The sequence below is a fragment of the Ruegeria sp. E5 genome (assembly GCF_056534105.1).
Genome location: NZ_JBQFPA010000003.1, coordinates 184,421 through 211,051, shown reverse-complemented (window position 1 = coordinate 211,051; position 26,631 = coordinate 184,421). Strand labels below are relative to the sequence as shown.

Here is a 26,631-nt window from a genome sequence, read left to right as displayed (position 1 = left end):
TGTATCGCCGGGCATGGCAGTCGTCTGTCATGCTCGTTTGCGACAACCGCTGCGCAGGCGACAATCTCGATATGCACCCGTCAACTGTTGCCCTACCTCAGTCTAATTCCTGAAAAAATTTGACAAAAATGTGATCAATGGCAATCTGACCCCGTTGTAGTTTTTATGAGTGTTTTGAGTATGAAGCCAGTGAGCAAGGTACAGGCTCGGGCCGAAGCGTTGCAGGTTCTTGGTCTGCCCCCAAATGCAAACGCAAACGAGATTCGTGAAGCCTGGCGCAAAATCGCGTTCCACGATCATCCTGATCATACCGACGGTGATTATTCCGGTTTTTCGGATGCTAAATCAGCCTATGATTTTTTGCGTAAAGAAGGGAGGACACGCAAAAACGGTTTAGATTCTTCTACACCGCGTCGTCCTCGTCTGAAGAAACGCGTAATCGAACTGGCCGCAGATGAAATCAAAGCTTGTCACGATCTGTTAAAACCCGAACGCGCGCTGAAGGATTTATCGGAACTAGGTGAACCGGACGCCGCCAAAAGCGCCCGCGAATCTTCGGACCATGTTCCTGATGCAATCGGATGCTTCGGGCGCGATCTTACCTACTTCGTTGCATCGTCAGTCTGCGAAGGGTCTAACCGCGTTGCATTGCCAACCTCGGTCCTTTCCGGCTACCGCAAGTCAGAAACAGAGATTCTGACCTTTCGGTCCAAGGGCTCGGGCTCCGGTGAGATTGTCATTCCTGACCCGATACGTGAGAGGAAATTTCCCGGTGCCAAGAGTGTAACAATACGGTTCGAAGCGGATCAACACATGCGGGATATGTTCGAGTTGGCGGGGTGAGAGAACCCGCCAGCGAAAAAAGCCCGGCCTTAGTGGCCGGGCTTTCTTTCATTAATCGGAATCAGTTGGAAATCGGGCCTTCTGATGTGAATTTCGGGATCACGCTGGTCGAAGCGGCATCCCCTTCGATTCCGGGCCAGTTGCCTTCCGCCAGGTCGATGTTGGCCGGAACATCCTCTTCCCAGAAACCAACAACAACATCAGTGATGTTCAGATAGAGCTTGTCATCGACAATACGCCACAGATTTGGGTTGCCCGGAACCTTGCCGCCTTTCGACACGCCGTATGCACAATGGCCATCATATTGCGGTGCGTAAAAGGTCGGGTTTTCCAGAAACTTGTCACGGTTCTCTTCGGTCGCAAACGCCCAGGTAACACCATTATAGCCTGCGGTGATGTCGGCCCGACCGCGAACAGCCTCGGGTTGCGACTGGCCTACAGGAACCTGATCCAGGCTGCGGTAAGCAACAACGTCGTATCCCGATACGGCAAATCCGGTGCCATCAACATATTGTTCTCCGGCGAACGCGGGCACGGCAAAAGCCATCGTCGCGGCAAGGGTCAGCGCAAAGCGTTTCATGTGATTGGTCCTCATGTCCTTACGGTTTCTGGTCACCCGAACTGCGGGTCTGGTCAAACAATAGGTAATTTTGGCCCGGCGCGAAGACCCCCTCGCGCCGCTGTGAAAACCAGAGGGGTTTTGTGAGGTGAACGAGGCGCAATGTTACAAATATCTCGCCACATCCGGGGTTGGACTTTGAGTTTTGCAATATTAGCTGTGAAGGCGGCGCGTTTTGGCCAAATGATGCAGAAAGGCAAAAGATGAGCGAACAATCCACTTACACACCCCCAAAGGTCTGGACTTGGGACAGCGAAAGCGGAGGACGCTTTGCCAATATAAACCGGCCCATAGCCGGTGCGACCCACGAAAAGGATCTTCCGGTCGGGAAGCACCCGCTTCAACTGTATTCGCTCGCCACCCCAAACGGCGTCAAGGTTACGGTCATGCTGGAGGAGCTTTTGGCATTGGGCCATTCCGGGGCCGAATACAATGCGTGGCTGATCAACATCGGTGAAGGTGATCAGTTCAGCTCGGGCTTTGTCGGGGCCAATCCTAACTCGAAGATACCGGCGCTGTGGGATCATTCAGGTGAAACATCTGTGCGCGTTTTCGAGAGCGCCTCCATCTTGCTGCATCTCGCTGAGAAATTCGGTGAGTTTCTGCCCGCCAGCGGTGCCGAGCGGACAGAAGTGATGAACTGGTTGTTCTGGCAAATGGGCAGCGCGCCATATCTGGGCGGTGGCTTTGGCCACTTCTACGCTTATGCGCCTGAGAAATGGCAATATCCGATCGACCGTTTCGCGATGGAGGCCAAACGCCAGTTGCATGTGCTGGAACTGGAACTTGCCGATAAGCCTTATATTGCAGGTCAGGACTATACCATCGCCGACATGGCGATCTGGCCGTGGTACGGGCAGCTTGTTCTGGGCCGTCTATATGATGCGGCAGAATTCCTGGATGTCGAAAGCTATGAAAACGTGATGCGTTGGGCCAAAACCATCGATGCTCGCCCCGCCGTTCAGCGCGGCCGGATGGTCAATCGTGCGTTTGGAGAGCCGCATACGCAGTTGCACGAACGCCATGACGCCAGCGATTTTGAGACGCGCACGCAGGATAAACTGGAAGCGGCAGACTAACGTCCTGCGCTACTTCAATATTGGGGGCCGCTCGGGATCACTGCCCGGCGCGGCCCTTTCCATTTTGGGCGCTTGAGGCTGGGGCAAATCGAACCGCAGCCCAACCTTTGCCAAGGCAGAAGTAGCCGGATCCTGCACTTCAAAAAAGCCAACATCCAGCGCTCCGGCCTCGATCCCCGAAAAGGTCAATGCCTCGGATACGGCGCGTGCAAGCGCTGGCTGCGCACCTTCGACCGCTGAAACAAAACCCAATAAATGGCCCTGCCCCCCATCTTCAGTCTTTGTCCCAACCAGAAACGCCGCCGCAGCCAGACCTGCAGCCGTCGCCAGCTTTGCATCAAGCGCGGTCAACAGAACATCTGGCAGACCGGAGGGCGGATAGAATTCGGCAAGTCGCTGCTGCACCTCCTTAGGACCATGCTGCAGCGTGTCAGACAACCAACCGAGCGCTTCAGCGGGGATCAACATCGACGACGGTGCAACATCAAGGTTCAGACCCAGCCCGACCCCCTGCCCCGACAACATCCCTGAAAGAACACGACCCGACAGAGCGACATAGGGGACCGGCCGACCCGCAAATGCCGCCAGTCGTTCTTCAAGATCAAACACCAGAACAAAACGACCATCCGCCACATCGAACAGCTCGGGCGAGATGTTTTCATCCTTCGCTTCCTCGGTCAGCATCAGGAACAGCTCGCTATCGGCCAGTCTTTCGAAAAAGCGTAGTCGAGCGTTGTCGTCTTCCGGGGCCGCCTGCATGGCGTCATGTGCAGCATCCAAAGCTGTGGCTTCAGTCATTCAGAACCTCGTGCACCCGTTTCTGTAGCACCGGCAACAGCTCGGCCTCGAACCAGGGGTTTTTCTTCAGCCAAGCCGTATTGCGCCAGGACGGGTGAGGCAAGGCAAAGACGCGCGGCGCATGGTCTCGCCAAAGACTAACAGTCTCGGTGACCGGTGTGTTCACGCCAAGATGATATTTATGGGCATGACCCCCGACGAGGATCGTCAACGGTACTTCTCCCAACGCAGCCATCACCTTGTCATGCCAGGTGCGCCCGCATATCGGCGGCGGAGGCAGGTCGGCCTTGCGCTCATTGTATCCGGGGAAGCAAAACGCCATCGGCACGATGGATACGCGCGAACGGTCATAAAATGCGTTCTCATCCAGTCCCAGCCAATCCCGTAGCCGGTCACCCGAAGGGTCGGTGAAAGGCTTCCCTGAAGCATGGACGCGCGCGCCCGGTGCCTGACCTGCGATCAAAATGCGCGCACCGGGGCGAAACCAGACCACCGGGCGCGGCTGGTGCGCAGTCGTGGTCTGCGCGAACCTATCCGCGCACAAACGGCAGGCTTGGATGTCCTCAATCAGCGAATTCATCGGATCAACAGGCTTTCGCAATGTTCATCGATGAGGATAGGCATCATCTACCCTCGAGCCAATGAAACCGTCCTTGCAACACATCAATGTCATGAACGCGGATGCGCATTGATCATTTGTTTCATATTTCGACATAATGTGGCCAACATGGATCGGTAGCACACCGATCCTCAAACCGTCAAAACCCCGAGCGATCTGCAGGCCGCACATGCTGGAATTCGAAAATGTCAGCAAGTCTTTCTGGACCGGAACCCGCCGCAAGGTGATTCTGGATCGGGTCTCGTTCCGGGTCGAGCTTGGAACATCTCTTGGCGTGCTGGCCCCGAACGGAACCGGCAAGACCACGTTGATCAACATGATGGCAGGGCTGGAAAAGCCCGACGAAGGCGTGATTCGGCGCGACTGCCGCGTATCCTTCCCCATGGGCTTTGCAGGAGGTGTGGCCAAGCGCCTGTCCGCGCTGGAGAACGCACGCTATATCGCGAAGATCTACGGCATGGATCCCGACTATGTCGAAGCCTACTGCAAATGGCTGTGCAACTTGGGTGAGTATTTCGACCAGCCGCTCGGAACCTATTCGTCCGGAATGCGGGCCCGGTTTACATTTGCACTGATGCTGGCCCTAGATTTCGATATGTATCTGATTGACGAGGGGATGCCCTCGACAACCGATGTCGAGTTCAACAAGAAGGCGGGCGACATTCTGAAAGAGAAGCTGCGCACGACAACCTTGGTGATTGTATCGCACAACCCTTCGCTTCTTGAAAAATTCGCGCGGCAGGCTGCGGTATTGGTAGACGGCCAGCTTTACATGTTTGAAACCTTGGAAGAGGCAAAGCAGCTCTATGACTACCAAACCCAAGGCTAGGAAATACAATCCCGACCGCACGGCACGCGGTTCTGGCACTGCCGAGGCACGCTCGGACGCCATTTCGCGCATCCGAAAGGCGACCCAAGGCACAGACTCGGCTGACGACACTCAGCAACCGGGCAACGAGTTGGATGCGATCAAACGCGAAGGTCTGACAGGGAGGCAATTGCGCGTCGCGCGGCGTCTGGCGCACAAGAACGGGCTGGCGGCGACGTCTGACTACGATGCGGTCCGGCTGTTACGAAAGAAAGGAATTGATCCGTTTCAGCGCACAAACCTGCTTGATCTGGCAGCTCCCGACAAAGGCAAGCCAACTGGTGATGACGCCGCGCAAGACAATATAAAGATTCACCTGCCGCAAACGACCAGGGACTCGCAGAAGAACCTGCCGGGGCCGGAACTCAGCCCGGCTGAACGCCGTGAATATGAAATCGGGCAGATTCAGAAAGACATCGCCCGCCGCCGACGCCGCAAGCTTGCCGGGTTATTCGCACGATTGACGGTGTTCGTATTCATTCCAACGTTCATCGTGGGCTACTATTTCTATCGCGTGGCGACACCGATGTATGCCAGCGACTCGGTGTTTTCGATCCTGCAAGCGGATGGCGGCGGTGCCTCGTTCGGTGGATTTCTGGCGGGCACGCAGTTTGCGACGGCGCAGGATTCCGTGTCCACTCAGGAATTTCTGGAATCCAAGGATGCATTGGAACGGCTTGAGCGTGATGTCGGATTTACTGAGTTTTTTCGGCAGGATTGGATAGACCCGATCCAACGATTGCCGGCTGATGCGACGCTTGAAGAAACCTACAAGCTTTATAAGCGTATGATCACAATCGGATATGATCCTAGTGACGGCGTCATCCGAATGGAGGTCGCAGCGCCGAGCCCCGAGATAGCGGTCGATTTGTCCAGGCGGCTTATCTCTTACGCGGAAGAGACCATCAATGGTCTGACTGAATTGAAACGCGAAGACCAGATGCGCGATGCCTTGGCGAGTTTTGAGGCTGCGCAAGAGGCACGCAGACAGGCTCAGGAAGACCTGATCGAACTGCAGCTACAAGGTGCGATACTGGACCCGCAAAGTGTGATCGCCAGCCTGCGAGGAAGGATCGATCAGTTCGAATTCGAGCTGCAGGACAAAGAACTACAATTGGCCGCGCTTCTCGATAATACGCGCCCCAACCAGGCCAAGGTGGATGGTACACGGGCAGATATCGCGCGGCTGCAAGCGGTCCTTGATGAGTTGAATGCCGAGATGCTGGACGTATCAGCGGGCGAAAATTCGCTGGCGCGTTTGAGCGTGCGAATCCAGATGGCTCAGGCCGATCTGGCGGCGCGTGACATGATGCTGCAAACGGCAATGCAGCAAATGGAAGCCACGCGGACCGAGGCCAATCGGAAAGTGCGGTATCTGACCGTCTCGGTGAACCCGGTCGCCAGCCAGGAGCCCAGCTATCCGCGCAAGTTCGAAAATACGATTTTGGCATTCCTGTTATTTGCTGGTATCTACCTGATGATCTCGCTTACCGCGTCGGTCCTTCGTGAACAGGTATCCTCGTAAGACTCATGAAACATGTAAAAATAGCCGACCTGACGGTTGGCAACGACCTTCCGCTGACCATCATTGCCGGCCCTTGCCAGCTTGAAACCGCCGATCACGCCCAAATGATCGCCGGCACCATGAAAGAGGCATGCGACACCGTAGGTGCGCAATATGTGTTCAAGGCCTCGTATGACAAAGCCAACCGGACCTCGCTGTCCGGCAAGCGCGGCATGGGCATTGAGTCCGGGCTGCAGGTGCTGGAAGATATCCGCAAAACCATGGGCATACCGGTACTGACCGATGTCCATACCGAAGCGCAATGCGCGATTGCGGCTGAGGCCGTCGATATTCTGCAAATCCCTGCGTTTCTGTGTCGTCAGACGGACATGCTGCTGGCGGCGGGCAATACCGGCAAAGCGGTCAACGTAAAAAAAGGGCAGTTTCTTGCCCCGTGGGAAATGCCGAATATCGTCACTAAGATCGAAAGCACCGGCAATCAGAACATCCTGCTGACCGAGCGTGGAACTTCGTTTGGCTACAATACGCTGGTCGCGGACCTGCGATCGCTGCCGCAGATGGCGCAAACCGGATATCCGGTCGTCATGGATGCGACACACTCGGTGCAACAGCCCGGCGGCCAAGGTGGTTCCTCGGGTGGACAGCGTGAGTTTGCGCCGGTGATGGCGCGAGCCGCTGTATCTCTGGGCGTCGGAGCCGTTTTCATAGAAACCCATCAGGATCCCGACACCGCCCCCTCAGATGGGCCGAACATGATCCCTCTGGATCAAATGGGCCATCTGGTTGACACATTGATGCGATTTGATGCGCTGGCCAAAGAAAACCCAATTCAGATTTAACGATTGAGATTTGTGATGACCAAGCCTTTGCCTGAGGTGACCCCAAACACCTGGAGCTTTCTACGCGATCCGATGATCAAGCCCACGGGCTTTCGCGAATATGACGCGCGGTGGAAATACCCCGATGAGATCAATCTGCCAGGCATGACGGCCCTGGGTTTGGGTCTGGGCACACAGATGCTCATACGCGGGATCGAACCCGTGATTGCAGTGGGAAATGACTATCGCGATTATTCCCTGTCGATCAAAAACGCTCTGATCGTTGGACTTATGCAGGCGGGTATTCAGGTGAAAGATATCGGCCCAGCGCTCAGCCCGATGGCGTATTTCGCGCAATTCCATCTGGACGTACCGGCGGTTGCGATGGTCACGGCAAGCCATAACCCGAACGGTTGGACCGGCGTCAAAATGGGCTTTGACCGCCCATTGACCCACGGCCCTGACGAAATGTCGGAACTGCGCGACATCGTCCTGAACGGGGAAGGTGTTGCACGCCCGGGCGGGTCATATGAATTCGTCGATGGCGTGAAGGAAGCCTATGTCGACGATCTGGTCGGTGACTTCAAAATGTCGCGTCCGCTGAAAGTGGTTTGTGCCACCGGCAACGGCACCGCCGCCGCCTTCGCGCCCGAGATTTTCGAAAGGATCGGGGTTGAGGTTGTGCCCAGCCATACACGGCTGGATTACACCTTCCCCAATTACAATCCGAACCCGGAAGCCATGGAAATGCTGCATGACATGGCCGACACAGTCAAATCCAGCGGCGCGGACCTGGCGCTAGGGTTTGATGGGGATGGCGATCGTTGCGGTGTTGTGGATGACGAAGGCGAAGAGATATTTGCCGATAAGGTCGGCGTCATCATGGCCCGTGATCTGGCCAAGCTGCATCCAGGTTCGACCTTTGTAGCCGATGTGAAATCCACTGGGCTGTTCGCCAGCGATCCCGAGTTGCAAGCGCTTGGGGTCAAAGCCGACTACTGGAAAACCGGCCATAGCCATATGAAGCGCCGCGTCAAGGAAATCGGTGCGCTGGCTGGGTTTGAGAAATCGGGACACTATTTCTTGGCCGAACCGGTCGGGCGCGGATACGACTGCGGAATGCGCGTGGCGGTGGAAATCTGCAAACTGATGGACCGCAACCCGGACAAAAGCATGTCAGACCTTCGGAAAGCACTACCAAGGACATGGTCGACACCCACCATGTCTCCGTACGCAGCGGATACGGAGAAATACGATATACTGCAGCGCCTGGTCGGAAAATTGGTTGCCAAGGCCGACGCCGGCGAACACTTCGCAGGGCGGGCTATCAAAGAGGTCGTGACCGTCAATGGAGCCCGGGTCATTCTGGACAATGGCAGTTGGGGCCTCGTTCGCGCGTCATCCAATACACCCAATCTGGTCGTCGTCTGCGAAAGCAGCGAAAGCGAGGATGAAATGCGCGCGATCTTCGCAGATATCGACGCCGTCATTCGAACTGAACCCGGCGTGGGCGAATACGATCAGACAATCTAAATGACACTATGAAGGGCGCCCATTTCGGCGCCCTTTGTTATCGCGTTTAGATCAATCCCCGCCAAACAGCTTGAGCAGGCCTTTCTTGGCCTCATCCTCAAGCTTGTTCTTCAGCGCGTCTTCGATGTGATCGGAATCCGTCACCGTGGTATCCAGTTCTTTACCAACCTTTTCCAAAACCTTCTTCTTTGCGTCGTCTTCCAGTTCTTTAACTTTGCCTTCGGCTGCTGCCTCTATGACTTTGGTAAGGTCCGGCTTGATCGACGGGTCGCTCCACGGGCCTTTGATCCGAACAGGCACCGATATCCCCTGCCCTGAGTTGGCGCGCAGGGCGACTGGTGTGAACAGATAATCGATATCGCGAGCTCCTAAGCCAATGCGGCCCGTACCGTCCGCCCGGAAATTATCCAGCTGCATCAACAGGTCCTTGTTGGTCAAGTCGCCATTCTTCATCGTAAAGCTGGCCGTAAGGCTGTTGAATACGGTCGTACCACCCGATCCCTTTCCCCGCCCCATAAGGCGGTCAAGATCCAGCCCCGAGATAACGCCCCGCCCGACCTCGATATCTCCTTTACCGCTGAGCGATCGCATGATCTGATCTTCGCTCTGTCCGACGCCCAGAAATTCAAGATTGCCTGAACCGGTGCCCGAAAGCCGTTTGATATCCCCAAGCGTTTCGAGCGCTTCGTTGATATCGATATTGGCGGCTTTCAGATTTCCACCAACCGACAGACCGTTGCGATTATTGGCGACCACCTGGCCGTTCAATTGCCCCGAGAACAGCGAGGCCGGGTGCATCTGCAATACAGCCCGCGACCGATCAAGGCTGAGTGTCAGATCACTTTTGCCAAAGGTCATACCCGGAACCGCAATCGAGGTGGCTTGCAAGCGGATCTTGCCATTTGCCAGCGCCAGAAACGACGCATCAATTGGGGCTTTTGACCACCCTTCCGTATCTGAGGTGCCGTCAGAAGCGTTGCCTCCGCTTACCTTCGATAAGTCGAGATCACCTGCGTTCAGACGCGCAGTCATCTGGGGCGGATTTGAAATCTGGATATCAGCTTCGCCCTCAAGCCGGTTTTGATCCAGAACCGCGATCATGTTGCGCAATGAAATCCGCCCGTCCCGGGTATAGGTCATCTGCCCGGATACGCTCGCGACCTGTCCTAGTCCCTCCGGAACGGTGACTCCTCCCTGACCAAACGCGGCCAGCATCCTTTGGGTGTCCTTGGCCGTGACCGTCGTCTTGCCATCCATTTCGCCGGCCAGATTCACCCGGCCCGAGAACTGAATATCTCCGCCAGGCGCGGTTAGGCTCAGCTGCAACGGCGTGACAGCGCCGCTGGAAAATGCGGGCAAGTCGGGGATAGTAAGGTCCACTGCGACGCTGCCTCCGGGGACGGACATACTGGCTTGCATTTCCATTGGGGCCGTTACGTCAGGCCAGCGGGCCGAAAGATCGACATCGGCAAAATCCATACTAACCGCGCCATTCTCAAGATAGATTAGGCGCGCATTGGTCAGTTCCAACCGCTCGAGCGTGATGGGTCGGCTTTCAACGGCTTGCGCCGTAGCGCCCGTTTGCGAGGAGTTACCTGGCTGATGCAGCTCCCAGTTGCCGCGCCCATCGGCGCGTTCAAGGCGTAGAACCGGGCTATCGGCCAACACCCGTTTGATCCGGATATTCCCAGACAACAACGCCGAGGCATCGACCCCAACCGCGAGGCTTTGGGCGCTTAGCATCGGTTCCGGCCCGGCCCAAGGCGCATTGCCAAATGTCACAGGGCCGGTTTCCATCCCCAATACCGGCCAAAATGACAGTTTGACGTCACCGGTCAACGCGAGATCGCGGCCTGTTTGCGCCTTTACTTGTTCAGCAAGTATTGTCGCCAGTTTTTCGCCTGGCATCAGCAGCAAGGCACCAATGACCAGCCCGAAGGCTGCAACTATGAGAAATAGAAAACGAATGAGCCACTTCATGGGTCTGCCTTTCCGGCCTTTCTGCTCTGTTTCAAGTCAGCCCCGAGCGGGCGGGATTTGCAAGGGGAAGCTTTCCCCTCTATATGCCCGGCCATGAGCACGAACCCACCGAACCTCCGCCCCGATCTAGCCCCAGAGGCCCGGATCGCCGAGACACCCCGCCGTGGCCAACCGACCCTTGGAATGGTGTCGCTGGGTTGTCCAAAAGCGCTGGTTGACAGCGAACGCATCCTGACCCGGTTGCGGGCCGAGGGGTACGGTATTTCGCCGGACTACACGGGTGCTGATGCCGTTATTGTGAATACCTGCGGGTTTCTGGACAGCGCCAAGGCCGAGTCGCTGGACGCAATTGGCGAGGCATTGGTTGAAAACGGCAAGGTCATTGTGACCGGCTGTTTGGGGGCTGAGCCTGACTATATCCGGGAACACCATCCGCGCATTCTGGCGGTTACAGGACCGCATCAGTACGAACAGGTGCTGGACGCAGTACATGCAGCCGTACCACCCGACCCAAACCCTTATGTCGATCTGCTACCCGCCTCGGGCGTCAAACTTACCCCGCGCCACTATAGCTATCTCAAGATTTCCGAGGGCTGTAATCATAAGTGCAAGTTTTGCATCATCCCCGACATGCGCGGTAAACTCGCAAGCCGCCCGGCCCATGCAGTGCTGCGCGAGGCCGAGAAACTGGTCGACAGCGGCGTGCGCGAACTGCTGGTGATCTCACAGGATACCTCGGCCTATGGGCTGGATCGTAAGTATGACGTGAACCCATGGAAAGATCGGGAGGTGCGCAGCCATATCACCGATCTGGCACGGGAACTCGGCCAATTCGATGCGTGGGTCAGGCTTCATTACGTCTATCCCTACCCCCATGTGCGCGATTTGATCCCGCTGATGGCAGATGCGGGTAGCAATGTGCTGCCGTATCTCGACATTCCATTCCAACATGCGCATCCCGATGTTCTGAAACGCATGGCCCGCCCTGCCGCAGGGGCAAAAACTCTGGACGAGATTGCCAACTGGCGCGCTATTTGTCCGGATATCACTTTGCGGTCCACGTTCATCGTCGGCTACCCCGGAGAAACCGAGGCAGAGTTCCAGACGCTTCTGGACTGGATGGACGAAGCGCAGTTGGATCGTGTCGGCTGTTTCCAGTACGAAAATGTCGATGGCGCCCGCTCGAACGACCTGCCGGATCATGTCCCGGCCGAGGTCAAGCAAGAGCGATGGGAGCGTTTCATGGAGAAAGCTCAGGCCATTTCTGAGGCCAAGCTGGCAGCAAAGGTTGGCCAAAAACTCGATGTCATCGTAGACGAGGTGGATGAAGAGGCCGCGACCTGCCGCACCAAGGCCGATGCTCCAGAAATCGATGGTAACTTGTTTATCGACGAAGGCTTCGAAGGCCTGAAACCCGGGGATATCGTCACGGTCGAGGTAGATGAAGCCGGAGAATACGACTTGTGGGGGCGTTTGCACCCCTCGGCGTAACGAAAGGCGTCTGTCCCTAGAGCAAGCCGATCAAAATCACGATCCACGCCACTCCGGCAGCGACTGCAGACAACGCCACCGCTGCACTTGCTGCATCCTTGGCTTGCCCCGCCAACGCGTGGTGCTCGGTCGAGGTGTGATCGACGGCACGCTCGATGGCCGTATTAAATAGCTCGGCCACCAAGACCAGAATGCCCAGAGCAAGGATCAGCGCCCGTTCTGCCGTACCTAGGGGGAGTGCAAGCGCCAATAAAGCAGAAATCAGGTTGGCCCAAACCCACCCACGAAACGAATACTCTTGCCGCCAGGTTGCAGCCAGGCCCTGCCAGCTCCAGCGGGTACGATCCTTTAGGTGGTCAAAGAATTTGCGCATGGGGATTCCTATCAGTCGTCCTGCAAGAAGACGTCCGCGACCCACAGCAGAAAGGCAAGAAAAAACCGCCTCGAAGGCGGTGTTCTTTTTAGAGGTGCGCAGGCGGCCCTGCGATCAGAACCGCCTGCTTAATACTTATTGGGTGACCGGGTTACATACGGTCTGGCCTGCTTCGGTTGTGGCCAGTTCATAGCCTGCCGAGCAACTGGGTGTACCAAACTTGTCATAGTCGGGCTGGATGTAAACCGGGGTCGGTTCCTCTTGCTGCGAGCACGCAGTCAATACAACGGCCGTGGCGCAGATAGCAGCAAATTTCAGTTTCATGTCCATCAATCCTCTATTACTTTTCTGATATTGCCCAGTTTTTCGGGGCCGGTATCAGAATAGGACCAAGAATTTCATATGGCAACCGAATCGATAACGCATTCGTGAATAAAGGCGAAACCACGCTGGAAGGCGGGTTTTCATTCGCAGTCTACCTTTTTTGACAAAGAGCCCTAAACTTTGACTTCGACATCAGCCAAAGACGGAGTAGCCACATGTCAGACGCCCCGATCATCGCCCAGAAATCGCCCTATCCGGTCGAAGTGACCGAAGGAAAAACCTATTTCTGGTGCGCCTGTGGCAAGTCCAAGCGGCAACCATTTTGCGACGGTTCGCACAAAGATACGTCGTTCGAACCCGTAAAATATACGGCTGAGGCCAGCAAAAAGGTGTTTTTTTGTGGCTGTAAGCACTGCGCCAATCCTCCGTTGTGCGACGGAACGCACAATAAGCTCTGAAAGTCAGGTCAAGTCGTTCAAAACCTGAGCATTGGCACAAAAATCAGGTGCTTTCTCAGCCATTCCTTGTTGTGCGGCAAGCCATATCTGACAACGTTCGTCGCATATTGCGCCCCGGCATCGGGTCACCATCTGAGCGTAGTCGGCAGGTGTCAGTTTCCCTTCGGCCATTGCTTCGGTCAGAGAAATCCCTAAGGATCGCGCGACCGAGCGTGTCAGCCAAAAGTGTTTTTCGATCTCGCCCAGTGATGTTCGATCCATTTGATCACCTTTGCTTGCTGACCCTCAAGGTGGCGAACCTGTGCCGGTTTGGGCAGGTGCAGGGCGCGCTTTCCGCCGTTTCGTTCTCGTTCAACCAGTCTGGGCATGCCCGCGCCCATTCGCACCCGCGGCAGAGCTGAACCATATCTGCCCATTCCTGTTGGCTCAGGTGCCCGTCGCGATGTGCGGTGGCAAGGTCGGTTCCCGTCGCCTGTGCCATTCGCAATACAAGGCGAAGATGGGTCATGATCCGTCCAAGTCGTGGCACGGTACCCCCCTTTGGCGTTACGGCTTGAGCCTGTTCAGCAGCTCGTGATTGCGGCAGTATTCAGGTGTGTCGGGCGCTGTCAGGTTCTTGGCCAGAAAGGCCTTGCAATGGCCCGGATTCGGGCATTCCGTACACCGCAATACCGCGTCCGAGATTTCGTCGAACTGTAAGGCCCCTTCGATGGCAACTTCTTGCAAATCTACGCCCAGCGTCGTGGCCATCCGATCTACAAGGTCGGCGTGACGTCGCAGCGTTTCACGATCAGACATGCGGTTTCCTTTTCCATTCACTCTATGGAAAGGGTAACGCATGCCCCGCACAGTGCCCTTGACTCAGGTCAATGCCCGGTTGCCAGCTGGTCCAGATAGGCCCGCGTGGCGTCCTGCACGCGGCGAAAGCGGTCCCCGCCCAGCTTCTTGCCACCGTACCAGCGTGTCACGATGATTACGTGATCCGTCAGCTCGGCCCGCTCCATCATCCGCAAAATGACCATTGCCGCGCCAGACTCTCCGTCATCGGCCTTGAGCGCACCGTTTGGCAAGATGGCTGCCCACATGTTGTGAGTTGCCTTCGCATATGCCTTGTCGGATTTCAGTTCCGCCAGCACCGCATCGACATCAGCACGACTGGTGACCCCCGCGCCGGTCACAGCATATTTCGACCCGCGATCACTGAGAACGACACCCAATCGGGTTAAGTTGACCATTACCGTAATCCCAGTTCCCGCGCCGTTTGCAACACAACGTCGACCCGCTGGGCATTGGGAGGGTGCGTGGCAAGGAAACGATCACCCGGATCAGGAATGCGTTGGAAGAAAGCCATCCCGACCAGCGGATTATACCCCGCCGCGTAAGTGATCTGTGTCCCCAGACGATCCGCTTCCAATTCGAACTCACGCGTGTAGTTCTGCACCCCGACCTCAGCACCCAGCGCCTGTGCGCGCTCAATCCCTGCATCGTCCGCGCCCTGATTGCGCGCGAGTTCACCGAATATCCGCGCGCTCTCTTTGGCGTTCTGCGCCTGCCGGGCGATGTGACCCAAAATATGGTGGGCGGCCTCATGGCTCATGACAAAGGCCATCTCGTCCGCGTTCTGCGTTGCATCGATCATCGGCTGTGTAAAAACGACTAGCGGCCGCCCATCCTTGTCCAAGGTCTGAAACGCATTCGCTGGGGCCTTTGACGAGAGATCAACCAAAATCACAAAATCACAATTGGCAGTCCTCGATTGGCGGCGGCATTCCCGGCTTGCGGTCGTTCCGACAGCCCGGCTGACCTGCTCGAATACGCGCGCCCTGTCCTTTTGTTCTGATGACGATGGCTGCCATTGATCGGCCGGGATCGCGATAACAGGCGACATATCGCAAGCCGCCAACAGCATCACCAGCAACAGGGCAAGACGGCGCATTCACATTCCTTTCGGTCACTCTGTCGGCAGACAAGCATAGCGCGGCATTTAAGGCCGGGCCACAGCCGATTACAGCTTGCAACGGGTTGCATTGCGATCTTATGCCCTGCACTCTGCACATATGTTTTCAATTGAACACGAATTCGACTCGACGGTGATTACGCTGGTGGACGAAGGCGCAAAGCCTTTGCAAGAGGATGTCGTCATCAACAACTTCGCTGAATGCGTCACACTTGAGCAGTTGGACCCGCGGACCGATCAGATCCAGAAGATTACCCTGTCACCAGAGCAGGTACGCGATCTGGCCGCTGCGCTGGATTTGCCCGAGGGCGTTTATCAGATACGTGAGTCCGAGAGCACCAAAGACTAATGGTTCCTTTTGGATCTTGCGTCTGATCACAAGCAGCAATTCAGATTGAATTTGTCGCCTTTTGATGAGCAGTTTGCCCTTGAAAGAGAACGGCATGCCTCCGACATACAGACTGCCATGTGAAGGAAGTTAACATATGACCCTGAAGAACCAAGCTGCGCTGGATTTTCTGCACGCGCGCCGGTCTCGTCCGGCCAAAACGCTGGTAGCCCCGGCCCCAACCCGGGAAGAGCTGAGGCCGCTGCTGACTGCTGCAGCGCGCAGCCCGGACCATGGAAAGCTGGAACCCTGGCGTTTTGTTGTTGTCGAGCATGGGGCCATGCAACGCCTTGCAGATCTTACAGAAACTTGTGGTCTCGCCTTGGGAAAATCGCCCGAAGATATCGCCAAGGCGCGCAGCCAATTCGAAATGGGCCATTTGGCGGTTGCTGTTATTGAGGTGCAGAAACCTTCTGACAAGATACCGGCAATTGAACAGACCTATTCAGCGGGTGCGGTATGTCTGGCTCTGCTGAACGCAGCGCTGGCCGCAGGTTGGGGGGCCAATTGGTTGTCCGGCTGGCAATCGCATGATCGCGAGTTTTGCGAACAGGGGCTTGGCTTGGCCGAAAACGAGAAGATTGCAGGCTTTATCCATATCGCAACCGAAGGTACGACCCCTCCCGAACGACCGCGCCCCAATGTGGAGGCACTAACCCAATGGGTTTCCGAATGATCATCATCCAGTCGTTTCTACAGGCGCTGGGACAGATCGGCGACCCAAGATTCCGCAAGGTACTTCTGTTGGGTGTTGGCCTGACATTCGCGTTGTTGGTGGCTGCCTATGCCGGATTTTTGTGGCTGATCAACGCGCTGGTCGGCGATCAGGCCACCTTGCCAATACTGGGTGAGGTGACATGGTTGAACGACCTGCTCAGCGTGTCATCATTCCTGCTGATGATGGTGCTGTCGGTGTTTCTGATGGTCCCCGTTGCGTCAGCCATCACCTCGATGTTTCTGGATGAGGTCGCACAGGCGGTTGAGGATAAGCATTACCCCGGTCTGCCGCCGGCTCAGCGCATCCCCTTTGGCGATGCGCTAAGGGATACGCTCAATTTTCTGGGTGTACTGATTGTTGCCAACCTGTTGGCATTGATCCTCTATGCACTCTTCACGCCATTCGCGTTGTTTATCTTTTGGGGTATGAACGGGTTTCTTCTGGGGAGAGAATATTTCACCCTGGCTGCGATGCGCCGACTGGGGCGCGAGGGGGCGCGAAAGCTGCGCGCGAAGCACGCGACAACCATTTGGGTCGCCGGTATTCTTATGGCGGTCCCGCTCTCTGTGCCATTGGTCAACCTGTTGATCCCGATCCTAGGAGCGGCGACCTTCACACACATTTATCACGGTCTGTCGGGTAGCCGAACCTGAGCTACTCGCGTGGTTCCAGTTGGTTCAGCCAATCGAAATCGCGCACGCTGATTACGCCGGAGATAATGATGCCTGCAATGATCGCCCACAGCACCACCGATATCCCGGTGGTAATCCACAGCTTCTTCTTCATGTGATGGACTTCCGGCGCACCCGCATGAGTGCCCGGAACAATATCCCCCAGATCCCCCTGCGTTTTGATGCGCACAGGCAGAACAATCAGCAAGGTCAGAAACCAAATTACAGCGAAAAGAACCAGAGCGGCGGTAATGGTCATCGACTTCAGACCTGCTCCAGCTCAACGAGGCAGCCGTTGAAATCCTTCGGGTGCAGGAACAACACCGGTTTGCCATGCGCCCCGATCTTGGGTTCACCCGATCCCAGAACGCGCGCGCCGGTCTCTTTCAGATGATCGCGTGCTACGATGATATCCTCGACCTCATAGCAGACATGGTGGATGCCGCCTGATGGGTTCTTTTCCAGAAACCCGTTGATCGGGCTGTTCTCACCCAGCGGATACAGCAATTCGATCTTGGTGTTGGGTAGTTCAATAAAGACCACGGTGACCCCATGATCCGGCTCATCCTGTGGAGCGCCGACTTTGGCGCCAAGCGCATTGCGATACTGGGCCGATGCGGCCTCTAGGTCGGGAACAGCAATGGCTACGTGGTTCAGGCAACCAATCATGGGACTCTCCTTCCTTCTGCGTTGCAGCGGTTATGGGGGCAGTATACCCAAAGGACAAGTGCGCCAAATCGTCGTTAACCCTGTATTAGCCAGAAGTTCCTAGCGTGAGGCATCTGCTAAACAGGAGTTCTGCCATGGACGATTCGGGACCTTTCGCCTCTCCAGCGCTGGCCACCAAGATGCGACCGCTGCTGGGCCAAACAATCCTTGTGGTCGAAGACAGCCGCTATGCGTGCGATGCAATACGATTGATGTGCTTGCATAGCGGTGCGCGTATCCGTCGTGCGGATTGTCTGAAATCAGCGCGGCGCCATCTGCAAATCTATCGTCCCTCGGTCCTGATCGTCGATATGGGTCTTCCTGACGGGTCCGGCGCTGACCTGATAGCCGAAATGACCCACGCTGTACCCCGCATCGGTGTCATTCTCGGGCTGTCTGGCGATGACAGCATGCAGGTTATCGCCAGACGCGCAGGTGCAGATGGGTTTCTGGCCAAACCCCTGACCTCGGTCGCTTATTTCCAGACCTCCATACTTGAACTTCTGCCCAAAGATCGCCGCCCAGGAGGTCTGGATTCCGTCAGGGATAATATCGTTCAGCCCGATCCGCTGGCCTATCGGGACGACATGGCCCATATCGCCGACGTGCTTACCGGCCCCACTGATCAGCGCACGTTGGATTATGCGGTACAATTCCTGCAAAGCGTTGCGCGAGACGCCGAAGATACTGTGCTTGCCGAAGCAGCCCGGGACCTTGCCCAATCTCGTGCGCAGGGGACACCGGTCACCGCCCAGGCTGCACGGATTGCGGGTCTGGTTCAGGATCGGCTCGAGCGGCAAGAGGCGATCTGAGATGCTGACCGCGTACTTTATTACCGCATCGATCCTTTGCATCTGGGTCTACCGCCTGACACGACAGACGGCCAGGAGCATCCGCAATCGTCGGGATGCCGCAAATCCACTGGATTGAGTTGAGCTTGTTTTGAGACCACCACGCAACTCAGATTTGCGTGGCGCGGCGAATACACCGATTGTATTGCACTGCCCCAAACGTAAACCGCCCGCTCAGGGCGGGCGGCTAGATTTAGTCTTGCGGGATGATCCTGAGACCCAGTTCCATCAACTGATCCGAGGTCGGATCGGATGGCGCATCCATCATCAGGTCTTCGGCGCGCTGGTTCATCGGGAACATCATGACCTCGCGGATGTTGGCCTCATCCGCCAGCAGCATCACGACCCGGTCGATACCTGCGGCACAGCCGCCGTGCGGCGGGGCGCCGTAGTGGAAGGCATTGAACAGTGCGCCAAAGCGGGACTTCACTTCGTCTTCACCATAGCCCGCCAGTTCAAAGGCTTTCAGCATGATCTCGGGTTTGTGGTTCCGGATGGCACCCGAAACCAATTCGTAGCCGTTACAGGCCAGATCATATTGGTACCCGCGTACGTCCAGAGGGTTGCCCTGCAAAGCGTCCATCCCGCCCTGCGGCATCGAGAAGGGGTTGTGTTCGAAATCAATCGCACCGGTTTCTTCGTCCTGCTCGTAGATCGGGAAATCGACGATCCAGGCAAAGGCAAAGCGGTCTTTCTCGGTGAGATTCAGTTCATCTCCGATCACGTCACGGGCCTTTCCGGCCACCTTTTCAAAGGCTTTTGGCTTACCACCCAGGAAGAACGCGGCATCACCGACGCCCAGACCCAATTGCTGACGGATCGCCTCGGTGCGTTCGGGGCCGATGTTCTTGGCCAGTGGACCTGCGGCCTCCATACCCTCGCCCTGATCACGCCAGAAGATGTAGCCCATGCCGGGTAGACCTTCTTTCTGGGCAAATGCGTTCATACGGTCACAGAATTTGCGGCTGCCACCGCTCGGCGCTGGGATAGCGCGGATTTCGGTGCCTTCCTGCTCCAACAGCTTCGCGAAAATCGCGAAGCCAGAACCGCGGAAGTGGTCAGAGACCACTTGCATCTTAATGGGGTTCCGCAGGTCAGGCTTGTCGGTGCCGTACCATAGGGCTGAGTCCTTGTAGGAAATCTGCGGCCACTCCTGATCGACCTTGCGCCCGCCCCCGAACTCTTCGAACACACCAGTCAGCACGGGCTGGATGGTGTCGAACACATCCTGCTGCTCGACGAACGACATCTCTAGGTCGAGTTGATAGAAATCGGTGGGCGATCGGTCTGCACGCGGGTCTTCATCGCGGAAGCAGGGTGCAATCTGGAAATATTTGTCGAAGCCCGACACCATGATCAGCTGTTTGAATTGCTGCGGGGCCTGCGGTAGGGCGTAGAACTTGCCCGGATGTAGTCGCGAGGGGACCAGAAAGTCGCGTGCGCCTTCGGGCGACGATGCGGTAATGATCGGTGTCTGATATTCACGGAATCCCTGATCCCACATCCGGCGGCGCATAGATGCGACAACGTCCGAGCGAAGGGTCATGTTTTGCTGCATCGCCTCGCGTCTTAGGTCGAGGTAGCGATAGCGCAGACGTGTTTCCTCGGGGTATTCCTGATCGCCGAACACCATCAACGGCAATTCGTCGGCAGCACCAAGAACCTCCAGCTCACGCACATAAACCTCGATCTCGCCTGTCGGCAATTTCGGGTTAATGAGATCAGCGTCGCGGGCTTTGACAGTGCCGTCGATGCGGATGCACCACTCGGACCGTACCTTTTCCAGTTCAGCAAATGCCGCACTATCGCCGTCGCACAAAACCTGGGTCACACCGAAATGGTCGCGCAGGTCGATGAACAGTACGCCGCCGTGATCTCGGACACGATGCACCCAACCGGACAGGCGGACGGTTTCACCGACATTGGCGGCGGTCAGAACGGCGCAGGTGTGGCTGCGATAGGCGTGCATGGATCATATCCCTTCGGGCGCAGAATTCGTCGCGCCGATACACCCCGTCAGGCTTGGAAAGTCAAGGCGGGTCGCGCCGTCAAAACGGCCTTTGCACGTTGCCCGAGTAGAAATAGACGCCCAGCCCTGCCGCAAAGATAATATTACCGGCAATTGCGTGCAGAAGAACTGCATAAAAGAATGATCCGCGCTTGCGGTAGGCCCAGGTGAACAGGAGGCCTCCGAAGAAAGTCATGATGGCTACGACCCAGCTCCAGTACATGAGGTGCGCAAGCGAAAACAGGCCAGCGTTCAAAAGGTATGCGGCCCGCCCTTCAGGTAGGATCGCGTGATAGCGTCGGAAAAAGAGAGAGCGGAAAAGCAGCTCTTGTGGCAGAGCGGACAGCAACGGGTAGCCGATACAGATGAATATCAACATCTCTGGCCGATGCAGCAGCAAAACAAAGGCTGCATCCGGTCGCGCCCACAGCACCAGGGCGGAACAGAAGGTAGCCATGAACAGGGTAAATGCAAAGACTTCGGTCCACGACCAGTTTCGCCAGCCATACCAAAGCTCCGCCCAGGAAAAACCGGGCGTATCCTGCAGCAGCAGTATGCCCAGTCCGGTAAACGCAAAAAGCGAGGGGAACATCCAGTTTGGCGGGAACAATGTCGCGATGGCTATGGGAACCGCCACAAAGAAGAGCACAAACTCAATCCTGAGGCGTGAGTTGGTAACAGGGGTCTCCACCCATTCGGTATTTTTGCTCAAGGTGCCACAAGCTCCGCACGGATCAGCCCCCGAAGGGAATTTCCACAGTGGATAGATTGCGCGTTTTTTAGATCGGTCAAGGTCAGAACGGATTCGGTAACTTCTTTATTATCCAACAATTCCTCGCGCAAAACCCCGGGAAGCAATCCGCATCGCAGTGAGGGCGTCAGTCGTCTGCCGTCGGGCATGGTCAGGAACAGGTTCGTGATAGTGCCCTCGCAAAGCTCATCCCGTTCGTTCAAAAACAAAAGCTCATCAACTCTTAGCGGCAAGCCCGCCCGCGCCATGTCATAGACGGCCCGTCGGGTCGTTTTGTAACCCAGCCAGATATCCGATGATGATAGTCTCTGTTTGGCCAAATCCACACGCCAGACCGACGGATTGGCAGCCAATTCTCCGGACGTCAGTTCAAATTTGCCATCCGCGTCCAAGGTCAAACGGCAGCGCAATGCAATCTCACCCAAACTCGCATCCAAAATCGTCCAAGCGGCGGTTCGGTCAAAATCAATGCCGAACTTCTGTGCTGTGCGCGCCATGCGGGCCAAATGACGATCAAGCCTGATGAACCCCTGCCCCGGCCTGTAGGCCAAAGTTTCGATCAGACGGAAATCAGGCTCAGTTGGTTGGCGAAGCGGGCTTTCCATAGCGCCTCCTCATATTCCGATGGCGCGGTGCTGTCCCAGACCAGCCCGCCGCCTACGTTAAGGGTCGCCTTGCCGCCTTCAACCATGAGGGTCCGGATGGCCACGTTGAATTCCGACCGACCGTCCGGGGCCGCCCAACCGATGGTTCCGCAATAAACATCGCGAGGCCAAGGTTCCAGTTCGGACAGGATCTCCATCGCTCGAATCTTTGGCGCTCCGGTGATTGATCCGCACGGGAACAGGGCGGTCAGAATATCCGAAAGGCCTACGCCAAGGTGTAACTGCGCCTGCACAAGCGAGACCATCTGATGGACAGTCGCATAGGTCTCAACCTTGAACAGCTCGGGTACTTTCACCGATCCGGCCAGCGCGACCCGGCTAATATCGTTGCGCAGCAGATCAACGATCATCAGATTTTCGGCCCGGTTCTTTTCATCCGAAGACAGAAAAGCGCGTCGACGCTCGTCTTCGACTGGGTCCTCGGTGCGCGGTTGAGTTCCCTTCATCGGGCGCGTTTCGATCCGGCCCTCGGCGTCGGTTCGGAAAAACAGTTCGGGCGAGCGGCTCAGCAGATCAGGCAGCCCCTCCTGCTCAACCAAGGCGCCGTGGCCGACGGGTTGACCAGCCGCAAGCGCCGCATAAAGCGCGACGCTGTCTCCGGTTACATCGAGATCAATTGGGAAGGTCAGATTTGCCTGATAAATGTCACCCGCACCAATCGCCTCATGCACTGTACGAAAGGCCTGCGTATATCGCGCCTCGTCCCAGCGGGGCTGAAACGCAGTGACACTGCCCGACGCCTTTGGCAGTCCAACGCGATCCGGTGCGTCAAACACACCGAAACACAGTAGTGGCAGGCGTCGTCCTTCTGGCAGCCGGTCTGCCAGACGTGGTTCTAGCACGTAGCCCAGCTCATAACTTGCGTACCCTGCCAGCCAGGCCCCATCCGCGCGCGCCTGATCCAGCGCTGCCAGAGCCTGGGGCACCTCCGCCGCGTTATCCGCGCGGATAATCCGGGACGGACGCTCAAACCGGGTTCCGCGCCCAGCTGGTCCTTGATCGAAACGAATACGCAATTGCATCCTCATTTGCCGTGCTGCGCGGTATAGAGAATAGCGCGCCAAGGGAAAGAGGGGAAAGCGGCAATTTCAAACCCGTTTCCGATACCTCTTGCACCTTTTCGCGCGGTCCCTATAACGCAGGACAATTTGGGCGCTGGGGCGGTGCCCTGACTCGCGGACAATTGAAGGGGCCAAGCCATGCCGAGAAGAACCGACATCCAGTCGATCATGATCATCGGGGCAGGCCCCATTGTTATCGGTCAGGCCTGCGAGTTCGACTATTCCGGCGCTCAGGCGTGTAAGGCGCTGCGCGAGGAAGGCTATCGGGTCATTCTGGTGAACTCGAACCCTGCAACGATCATGACCGACCCGGGGCTAGCCGATGCGACCTATATCGAGCCGATCACGCCCGAAGTTGTCGCCAAGATCATCGAAAAAGAACGCCCCGATGCCCTACTGCCCACTATGGGCGGACAGACCGGCTTGAACACCTCGCTGGCGCTGGAAGAGATGGGCGTGCTGGATAAGTTCAACGTCGAGATGATAGGCGCCAAGCGCGACGCGATCGAAATGGCCGAAGACCGCGCCCTGTTCCGCGAGGCGATGGATAGGTTGGGCATCGAAAACCCCAAGGCCGAGATCGTGACGGCCCCCAAGGATGAGAACGGCAAGAAAGATCTCGACGCCGGTGTGGCACTGGCGCTTGAAACCCTCGAAACAGTTGGTTTGCCCGCCATCATCCGCCCCGCCTTTACGCTGGGCGGCACCGGCGGCGGTGTCGCATATAACCGCGAGGATTATATCCATATTTGCCGCTCGGGTATGGATGCGTCCCCCGTCGGTCAGATCCTGATCGATGAAAGTCTTCTGGGGTGGAAAGAATACGAGATGGAGGTGGTGCGCGACACCGCTGACAACGCCATCATCGTGTGTTCCATCGAAAACGTCGACCCGATGGGCGTGCATACCGGTGACTCGATCACCGTGGCCCCTGCCCTGACGCTGACCGACAAAGAATACCAGATCATGCGCAATCACTCGATTGCCGTGTTGCGCGAAATCGGCGTCGAAACCGGCGGCTCGAACGTGCAATGGGCGATCAACCCGGTAGATGGCCGCATGGTCGTGATCGAGATGAATCCGCGTGTATCGCGCTCTTCTGCGCTGGCCTCGAAGGCGACCGGTTTCCCGATTGCCAAGATCGCCGCAAAACTGGCCGTTGGGTACACGCTGGACGAGCTGGACAATGACATCACCAAGGTCACCCCGGCCTCGTTCGAGCCGACCATCGACTATGTTGTCACCAAAATCCCGAAATTTGCCTTTGAGAAATTCCCCGGTTCGGAACCCTATCTGACCACCGCCATGAAGTCGGTGGGTGAGGCGATGTCAATCGGCCGCACCATTCACGAATCGATGCAAAAGGCTCTGGCCTCGATGGAGTCGGGTCTGACAGGCTTTGATGAGATCGAAATCCCCGGTCTGAACGTCGGAGTCTGGGAAGAAGCCGACGACAAGGCCGCCGTGATCAAGGCGATCAGCCAGCAGACCCCCGATCGTCTGCGCACAATCGCGCAGGCCATGCGTCACGGCCTGACCGACGATGAGATTTTCGGCGTCACCAAGTTCGACCCGTGGTTCCTGGCCCGCATTCGTGAGATCATCGAGGCCGAGCGTCAGGTGCGCAAAGATGGTCTGCCGGTTACCGAGGACGGTATCCGCAAACTGAAAATGCTTGGATTCACCGACGCGCGTCTGGGCAATCTGACCGGCCGTGACGAAGACAACGTCCGCCGCGCCCGCCGCAATCTGGGTGTGAACGCCGTCTTCAAACGCATCGACACCTGTGCGGCTGAGTTCGAGGCGCAGACCCCCTATATGTACTCGACCTACGAAGCCCCGATGATGGGTGAGGTCGAATGCGAGGCACGTCCAAGCGACCGCAAAAAGGTCGTCATCCTTGGTGGTGGTCCGAACCGGATCGGCCAGGGCATCGAGTTCGATTACTGCTGCTGCCACGCCTGTTTCGCGCTGACCGAAGCCGGATATGAGACCATCATGGTCAACTGCAACCCCGAAACGGTCTCAACGGACTATGACACCTCGGACCGTTTGTATTTCGAGCCGCTGACCTTCGAACACGTCATGGAAATCCTTACGAAGGAACAGGAAGCCGGCACGCTGCATGGAGTGATCGTTCAGTTTGGCGGGCAGACCCCGCTGAAACTGGCCAATGCGTTGGAGGCTGAAGGTATCCCGATCCTCGGTACCACGCCCGACGCGATCGACCTCGCCGAAGATCGTGAGCGTTTCCAGGCGCTGGTCAATGAACTGGGCCTGAAGCAGCCCAAGAACGGCATCGCCTCGACCGACGAAAAGGCGCTGGAGATTGCCGAAGATATCGGCTTCCCGCTGGTCATCCGCCCCTCCTATGTTCTGGGCGGCCGCGCGATGGAAATCGTGCGCGATATGGATCAGCTACGCCGCTACATCAATGAGGCCGTAGTGGTATCCGGCGACAGCCCGGTTCTTCTGGACAGCTATCTGGCCGGTGCGGTCGAACTGGACGTGGACGCGCTGTGCGACGGTAACGACGTGCATGTTGCAGGCATCATGCAGCACATCGAAGAGGCCGGCGTGCACTCGGGCGACTCGGCCTGTTCGCTGCCGCCTTATTCGCTGTCGAAAGAGATCATCGAACAGATTAAGGATCAGGCGTTCAAGCTGGCCAAGGCGCTGAATGTCGTCGGCCTGATGAACGTGCAGTTCGCCATCAAGGATGACGAGATTTACCTGATTGAGGTCAACCCTCGTGCCAGCCGCACCGTGCCTTTTGTGGCTAAAGCCACTGACAGCGCCATTGCCTCTATCGCTGCGCGTGTAATGGCCGGTGAGAAACTGGCGAACTTCCCGAAACGCCCTCCGTACAAAACGGTCGATGACACCAAAATCGCCGACCAGATGACGCTGGCCGACCCGAACATGCCGTGGTTCTCGGTGAAAGAAGCCGTTTTGCCTTTCGCCCGCTTCCCCGGCGTTGACACCATCCTGGGCCCTGAAATGCGTTCGACCGGAGAGGTCATGGGCTGGGATCGCGACTTCCCGCGCGCTTTCCTGAAAGCACAAATGGGGGCCGGTATGGTGCTGCCCAGCGCAGGTCGTGCGTTTATCTCGATCAAGGATGCGGACAAAGGGCCGGATATGCTCGAAGCAGCGCGTGTTCTGGTTGAGCAAGGCTTTGAGCTTGTTGCGACCCGCGGCACACAAGCCTGGCTGACTGAAGAAAGTGTGCCGTGCGGCGTGGTCAACAAGGTGTACGAAGGCCGCCCGGATGTGACCGACCTGATGAAGGACGGCGGCGTGCAGCTGGTCATGAACTCGACCGAAGGCGCACAGGCGGTGGAAGACAGCCGATCAATCCGGTCGATCGCGCTGTATGACAAGATCCCCTATTACACCACAGCCGCAGCAAGCTATGCCGCCGCGCTGGCGATCAAGGCGCAGGCCGAAGGCGATGTTGAGGTGAAATCGCTGCAGGGCTAAGCCCCGGCAATGGTATGAATGAATGGACCCCGGCCTCGGCCG

The 26,631-nt window shown here is 57.1% G+C and carries 30 protein-coding genes; 13 read left to right on the top strand and 17 right to left on the bottom strand.

Annotated features, from left to right (window positions below; all coding sequences use genetic code 11):
- The first annotated feature begins 180 nt into the window (after positions 1 to 180).
- Complete coding sequence (locus ACR0BI_RS13000; protein WP_170818809.1) at positions 181 to 843, top strand: J domain-containing protein; 663 nt, start codon at positions 181 to 183, stop codon at positions 841 to 843.
- Between the two features lie 61 nt (positions 844 to 904).
- Here ACR0BI_RS13000 and ACR0BI_RS12995 read toward each other — a convergent pair whose 3' ends face one another.
- On the bottom strand, positions 905 to 1,423 hold the full coding sequence (locus ACR0BI_RS12995) for a YHS domain-containing (seleno)protein (RefSeq protein WP_480562414.1): 519 nt from the start codon (positions 1,421 to 1,423) through the stop codon (positions 905 to 907).
- Between the two features lie 242 nt (positions 1,424 to 1,665).
- Here ACR0BI_RS12995 and yghU point away from each other — a divergent pair, with 242 nt between their 5' ends.
- Positions 1,666 to 2,541 carry a glutathione-dependent disulfide-bond oxidoreductase gene (gene yghU / locus ACR0BI_RS12990; RefSeq protein WP_480562415.1) on the top strand — a complete coding sequence of 292 codons (876 nt, stop codon included), beginning with the start codon at positions 1,666 to 1,668 and terminating at the stop codon, positions 2,539 to 2,541.
- Between the two features lie 9 nt (positions 2,542 to 2,550).
- Here the strand turns inward: yghU and ACR0BI_RS12985 are convergent, their stop codons facing one another.
- A complete protein-coding gene (locus ACR0BI_RS12985; RefSeq protein ID WP_170401714.1) occupies positions 2,551 to 3,339 on the bottom strand; it encodes an SseB family protein in 789 nt (262 codons plus the stop codon).
- Positions 3,332 to 3,919, bottom strand: a complete 588-nt coding sequence (locus tag ACR0BI_RS12980; RefSeq protein WP_170512441.1) for a uracil-DNA glycosylase family protein — start codon at positions 3,917 to 3,919, stop codon at positions 3,332 to 3,334. Before ACR0BI_RS12980 ends, ACR0BI_RS12985 begins: the two co-directional genes overlap by 8 nt.
- Before the next feature lie 208 nt (positions 3,920 to 4,127).
- Here ACR0BI_RS12980 and ACR0BI_RS12975 point away from each other — a divergent pair, with 208 nt between their 5' ends.
- Genes ACR0BI_RS12975 through ACR0BI_RS12960 form a run of 4 tightly spaced genes read left to right on the top strand, consistent with a single transcriptional unit; the run spans position 4,128 to position 8,702 of the window.
- Positions 4,128 to 4,787: an ABC transporter ATP-binding protein gene (locus tag ACR0BI_RS12975; RefSeq protein WP_170392311.1), complete on the top strand. Its 660-nt coding sequence runs from the start codon at positions 4,128 to 4,130 to the stop codon at positions 4,785 to 4,787.
- Positions 4,765 to 6,351, top strand: a complete 1,587-nt coding sequence (locus ACR0BI_RS12970; protein WP_170512443.1) for a capsule biosynthesis protein — start codon at positions 4,765 to 4,767, stop codon at positions 6,349 to 6,351. Before ACR0BI_RS12975 ends, ACR0BI_RS12970 begins: the two co-directional genes overlap by 23 nt.
- Before the next feature lie 5 nt (positions 6,352 to 6,356).
- Entirely contained in the window at positions 6,357 to 7,190 is an 834-nt protein-coding gene (gene kdsA / locus ACR0BI_RS12965) for a 3-deoxy-8-phosphooctulonate synthase (RefSeq protein WP_480562416.1), read from the top strand.
- 15 nt (positions 7,191 to 7,205) lie between these two features.
- A complete protein-coding gene (locus ACR0BI_RS12960) occupies positions 7,206 to 8,702 on the top strand; it encodes a phosphomannomutase/phosphoglucomutase (RefSeq protein ID WP_480562417.1) in 1,497 nt (498 codons plus the stop codon).
- Positions 8,703 to 8,753: 51 nt separating this feature from the next.
- Here ACR0BI_RS12960 and ACR0BI_RS12955 read toward each other — a convergent pair whose 3' ends face one another.
- Positions 8,754 to 10,682, bottom strand: coding sequence for an AsmA family protein (locus tag ACR0BI_RS12955; RefSeq protein ID WP_170647865.1), 1,929 nt, complete (start codon positions 10,680 to 10,682; stop codon positions 8,754 to 8,756).
- Between the two features lie 93 nt (positions 10,683 to 10,775).
- Between ACR0BI_RS12955 and rimO the strand changes: the two genes are divergently transcribed.
- Positions 10,776 to 12,173, top strand: coding sequence for a 30S ribosomal protein S12 methylthiotransferase RimO (gene rimO, locus ACR0BI_RS12950; protein WP_170564063.1), 1,398 nt, complete (start codon positions 10,776 to 10,778; stop codon positions 12,171 to 12,173).
- Between the two features lie 16 nt (positions 12,174 to 12,189).
- Here the strand turns inward: rimO and ACR0BI_RS12945 are convergent, their stop codons facing one another.
- Positions 12,190 to 12,546, bottom strand: a complete 357-nt coding sequence (locus ACR0BI_RS12945; protein ID WP_170401735.1) for a diacylglycerol kinase — start codon at positions 12,544 to 12,546, stop codon at positions 12,190 to 12,192.
- 135 nt (positions 12,547 to 12,681) lie between these two features.
- Positions 12,682 to 12,870 (bottom strand): hypothetical protein, encoded by a 189-nt coding sequence (locus tag ACR0BI_RS12940; protein ID WP_255611743.1) that lies wholly within the window; start codon positions 12,868 to 12,870, stop codon positions 12,682 to 12,684.
- A gap of 215 nt (positions 12,871 to 13,085) precedes the next feature.
- Here ACR0BI_RS12940 and ACR0BI_RS12935 point away from each other — a divergent pair, with 215 nt between their 5' ends.
- Positions 13,086 to 13,328, top strand: coding sequence for a CDGSH iron-sulfur domain-containing protein (locus ACR0BI_RS12935; protein WP_010441831.1), 243 nt, complete (start codon positions 13,086 to 13,088; stop codon positions 13,326 to 13,328).
- Between the two features lie 3 nt (positions 13,329 to 13,331).
- Here ACR0BI_RS12935 and ACR0BI_RS12930 read toward each other — a convergent pair whose 3' ends face one another.
- The 5 genes from ACR0BI_RS12930 to ACR0BI_RS12910 form a co-directional block, all read right to left on the bottom strand.
- Complete coding sequence (locus ACR0BI_RS12930) at positions 13,332 to 13,589, bottom strand: DUF6455 family protein (protein ID WP_170512454.1); 258 nt, start codon at positions 13,587 to 13,589, stop codon at positions 13,332 to 13,334.
- Positions 13,590 to 13,593: 4 nt separating this feature from the next.
- Complete coding sequence (locus ACR0BI_RS12925; protein ID WP_480439149.1) at positions 13,594 to 13,857, bottom strand: DUF6455 family protein; 264 nt, start codon at positions 13,855 to 13,857, stop codon at positions 13,594 to 13,596.
- Positions 13,858 to 13,874: 17 nt separating this feature from the next.
- Positions 13,875 to 14,126, bottom strand: a complete 252-nt coding sequence (locus tag ACR0BI_RS12920; protein ID WP_170420623.1) for a DUF6455 family protein — start codon at positions 14,124 to 14,126, stop codon at positions 13,875 to 13,877.
- 68 nt (positions 14,127 to 14,194) lie between these two features.
- Positions 14,195 to 14,563, bottom strand: coding sequence for a YigZ family protein (locus ACR0BI_RS12915; RefSeq protein ID WP_170818817.1), 369 nt, complete (start codon positions 14,561 to 14,563; stop codon positions 14,195 to 14,197).
- A complete protein-coding gene (locus ACR0BI_RS12910; RefSeq protein WP_480562418.1) occupies positions 14,563 to 15,264 on the bottom strand; it encodes a M48 family metallopeptidase in 702 nt (233 codons plus the stop codon). Before ACR0BI_RS12910 ends, ACR0BI_RS12915 begins: the two co-directional genes overlap by 1 nt.
- A gap of 121 nt (positions 15,265 to 15,385) precedes the next feature.
- Between ACR0BI_RS12910 and ACR0BI_RS12905 the strand changes: the two genes are divergently transcribed.
- The 3 genes from ACR0BI_RS12905 (at position 15,386) to ACR0BI_RS12895 (ending at position 17,044) form a co-directional block, all read left to right on the top strand.
- Complete coding sequence (locus ACR0BI_RS12905) at positions 15,386 to 15,634, top strand: hypothetical protein (RefSeq protein ID WP_170392337.1); 249 nt, start codon at positions 15,386 to 15,388, stop codon at positions 15,632 to 15,634.
- A 136-nt stretch (positions 15,635 to 15,770) separates the two neighbouring features.
- Positions 15,771 to 16,349: a nitroreductase family protein gene (locus ACR0BI_RS12900; protein ID WP_170661835.1), complete on the top strand. Its 579-nt coding sequence runs from the start codon at positions 15,771 to 15,773 to the stop codon at positions 16,347 to 16,349.
- On the top strand, positions 16,346 to 17,044 hold the full coding sequence (locus tag ACR0BI_RS12895; protein WP_170422392.1) for an EI24 domain-containing protein: 699 nt from the start codon (positions 16,346 to 16,348) through the stop codon (positions 17,042 to 17,044). The genes ACR0BI_RS12900 and ACR0BI_RS12895 overlap by 4 nt, the downstream gene beginning before the upstream one ends.
- A 1-nt stretch (position 17,045) precedes the next feature.
- Here the strand turns inward: ACR0BI_RS12895 and ACR0BI_RS12890 are convergent, their stop codons facing one another.
- Positions 17,046 to 17,321 (bottom strand): DUF1467 family protein, encoded by a 276-nt coding sequence (locus tag ACR0BI_RS12890; RefSeq protein WP_170392343.1) that lies wholly within the window; start codon positions 17,319 to 17,321, stop codon positions 17,046 to 17,048.
- A 5-nt stretch (positions 17,322 to 17,326) separates the two neighbouring features.
- The gene (mce, locus tag ACR0BI_RS12885) at positions 17,327 to 17,731 is read right to left on the bottom strand and encodes a methylmalonyl-CoA epimerase (protein WP_480562419.1); all 405 of its coding nucleotides are present in this window, start codon (positions 17,729 to 17,731) and stop codon (positions 17,327 to 17,329) included.
- 134 nt (positions 17,732 to 17,865) lie between these two features.
- Between mce and ACR0BI_RS12880 the strand changes: the two genes are divergently transcribed.
- Positions 17,866 to 18,582: a response regulator gene (locus tag ACR0BI_RS12880; protein WP_480562420.1), complete on the top strand. Its 717-nt coding sequence runs from the start codon at positions 17,866 to 17,868 to the stop codon at positions 18,580 to 18,582.
- A gap of 232 nt (positions 18,583 to 18,814) precedes the next feature.
- Here the strand turns inward: ACR0BI_RS12880 and aspS are convergent, their stop codons facing one another.
- From aspS to ACR0BI_RS12860, 4 genes are all read right to left on the bottom strand, one after another.
- Positions 18,815 to 20,590 carry an aspartate--tRNA ligase gene (gene aspS / locus ACR0BI_RS12875; protein ID WP_480562421.1) on the bottom strand — a complete coding sequence of 592 codons (1,776 nt, stop codon included), beginning with the start codon at positions 20,588 to 20,590 and terminating at the stop codon, positions 18,815 to 18,817.
- A gap of 79 nt (positions 20,591 to 20,669) precedes the next feature.
- On the bottom strand, positions 20,670 to 21,341 hold the full coding sequence (locus tag ACR0BI_RS12870) for a CPBP family intramembrane glutamic endopeptidase (protein ID WP_170609478.1): 672 nt from the start codon (positions 21,339 to 21,341) through the stop codon (positions 20,670 to 20,672).
- Positions 21,338 to 21,985, bottom strand: coding sequence for an aminotransferase class IV family protein (locus ACR0BI_RS12865; protein WP_480562422.1), 648 nt, complete (start codon positions 21,983 to 21,985; stop codon positions 21,338 to 21,340). The genes ACR0BI_RS12870 and ACR0BI_RS12865 overlap by 4 nt, the downstream gene beginning before the upstream one ends.
- On the bottom strand, positions 21,940 to 23,067 hold the full coding sequence (locus ACR0BI_RS12860) for an aminodeoxychorismate synthase component I (protein WP_480562497.1): 1,128 nt from the start codon (positions 23,065 to 23,067) through the stop codon (positions 21,940 to 21,942). The genes ACR0BI_RS12865 and ACR0BI_RS12860 overlap by 46 nt, the downstream gene beginning before the upstream one ends.
- 177 nt (positions 23,068 to 23,244) lie before the next feature.
- On the opposite strand from ACR0BI_RS12860, the gene carB reads away from it, so the two are divergent.
- On the top strand, positions 23,245 to 26,589 hold the full coding sequence (carB, locus tag ACR0BI_RS12855) for a carbamoyl-phosphate synthase large subunit (RefSeq protein ID WP_480562423.1): 3,345 nt from the start codon (positions 23,245 to 23,247) through the stop codon (positions 26,587 to 26,589).
- Positions 26,590 to 26,631 lie beyond the last annotated feature (42 nt).

Coding starts and splice junctions, on each gene's coding strand:
- yghU (WP_480562415.1), top strand. CDS start 1,666: ATGAGCGAACAATCCACTTACACACCCCCAAAGGTCTGGACTTGGGAC.
- ACR0BI_RS12905 (WP_170392337.1), top strand. CDS start 15,386: ATGTTTTCAATTGAACACGAATTCGACTCGACGGTGATTACGCTGGTG.
- ACR0BI_RS12910 (WP_480562418.1), bottom strand. CDS start 15,264: ATGCGCCGTCTTGCCCTGTTGCTGGTGATGCTGTTGGCGGCTTGCGAT.
- kdsA (WP_480562416.1), top strand. CDS start 6,357: ATGAAACATGTAAAAATAGCCGACCTGACGGTTGGCAACGACCTTCCG.
- ACR0BI_RS12955 (WP_170647865.1), bottom strand. CDS start 10,682: ATGAAGTGGCTCATTCGTTTTCTATTTCTCATAGTTGCAGCCTTCGGG.
- ACR0BI_RS12920 (WP_170420623.1), bottom strand. CDS start 14,126: ATGTCTGATCGTGAAACGCTGCGACGTCACGCCGACCTTGTAGATCGG.
- ACR0BI_RS12890 (WP_170392343.1), bottom strand. CDS start 17,321: ATGACCATTACCGCCGCTCTGGTTCTTTTCGCTGTAATTTGGTTTCTG.
- aspS (WP_480562421.1), bottom strand. CDS start 20,590: ATGCACGCCTATCGCAGCCACACCTGCGCCGTTCTGACCGCCGCCAAT.
- ACR0BI_RS12960 (WP_480562417.1), top strand. CDS start 7,206: ATGACCAAGCCTTTGCCTGAGGTGACCCCAAACACCTGGAGCTTTCTA.
- ACR0BI_RS12865 (WP_480562422.1), bottom strand. CDS start 21,985: ATGGAAAGCCCGCTTCGCCAACCAACTGAGCCTGATTTCCGTCTGATC.
- ACR0BI_RS12995 (WP_480562414.1), bottom strand. CDS start 1,423: ATGAAACGCTTTGCGCTGACCCTTGCCGCGACGATGGCTTTTGCCGTG.
- rimO (WP_170564063.1), top strand. CDS start 10,776: ATGAGCACGAACCCACCGAACCTCCGCCCCGATCTAGCCCCAGAGGCC.
- ACR0BI_RS13000 (WP_170818809.1), top strand. CDS start 181: ATGAAGCCAGTGAGCAAGGTACAGGCTCGGGCCGAAGCGTTGCAGGTT.
- ACR0BI_RS12880 (WP_480562420.1), top strand. CDS start 17,866: ATGGACGATTCGGGACCTTTCGCCTCTCCAGCGCTGGCCACCAAGATG.
- ACR0BI_RS12970 (WP_170512443.1), top strand. CDS start 4,765: ATGACTACCAAACCCAAGGCTAGGAAATACAATCCCGACCGCACGGCA.
- ACR0BI_RS12945 (WP_170401735.1), bottom strand. CDS start 12,546: ATGCGCAAATTCTTTGACCACCTAAAGGATCGTACCCGCTGGAGCTGG.
- ACR0BI_RS12930 (WP_170512454.1), bottom strand. CDS start 13,589: ATGGATCGAACATCACTGGGCGAGATCGAAAAACACTTTTGGCTGACA.
- ACR0BI_RS12935 (WP_010441831.1), top strand. CDS start 13,086: ATGTCAGACGCCCCGATCATCGCCCAGAAATCGCCCTATCCGGTCGAA.
- ACR0BI_RS12985 (WP_170401714.1), bottom strand. CDS start 3,339: ATGACTGAAGCCACAGCTTTGGATGCTGCACATGACGCCATGCAGGCG.
- carB (WP_480562423.1), top strand. CDS start 23,245: ATGCCGAGAAGAACCGACATCCAGTCGATCATGATCATCGGGGCAGGC.
- ACR0BI_RS12975 (WP_170392311.1), top strand. CDS start 4,128: ATGCTGGAATTCGAAAATGTCAGCAAGTCTTTCTGGACCGGAACCCGC.
- ACR0BI_RS12900 (WP_170661835.1), top strand. CDS start 15,771: ATGACCCTGAAGAACCAAGCTGCGCTGGATTTTCTGCACGCGCGCCGG.
- ACR0BI_RS12860 (WP_480562497.1), bottom strand. CDS start 23,067: ATGCAATTGCGTATTCGTTTCGATCAAGGACCAGCTGGGCGCGGAACC.
- ACR0BI_RS12895 (WP_170422392.1), top strand. CDS start 16,346: ATGATCATCATCCAGTCGTTTCTACAGGCGCTGGGACAGATCGGCGAC.
- ACR0BI_RS12980 (WP_170512441.1), bottom strand. CDS start 3,919: ATGAATTCGCTGATTGAGGACATCCAAGCCTGCCGTTTGTGCGCGGAT.
- mce (WP_480562419.1), bottom strand. CDS start 17,731: ATGATTGGTTGCCTGAACCACGTAGCCATTGCTGTTCCCGACCTAGAG.
- ACR0BI_RS12940 (WP_255611743.1), bottom strand. CDS start 12,870: ATGAAACTGAAATTTGCTGCTATCTGCGCCACGGCCGTTGTATTGACT.
- ACR0BI_RS12915 (WP_170818817.1), bottom strand. CDS start 14,563: ATGGTCAACTTAACCCGATTGGGTGTCGTTCTCAGTGATCGCGGGTCG.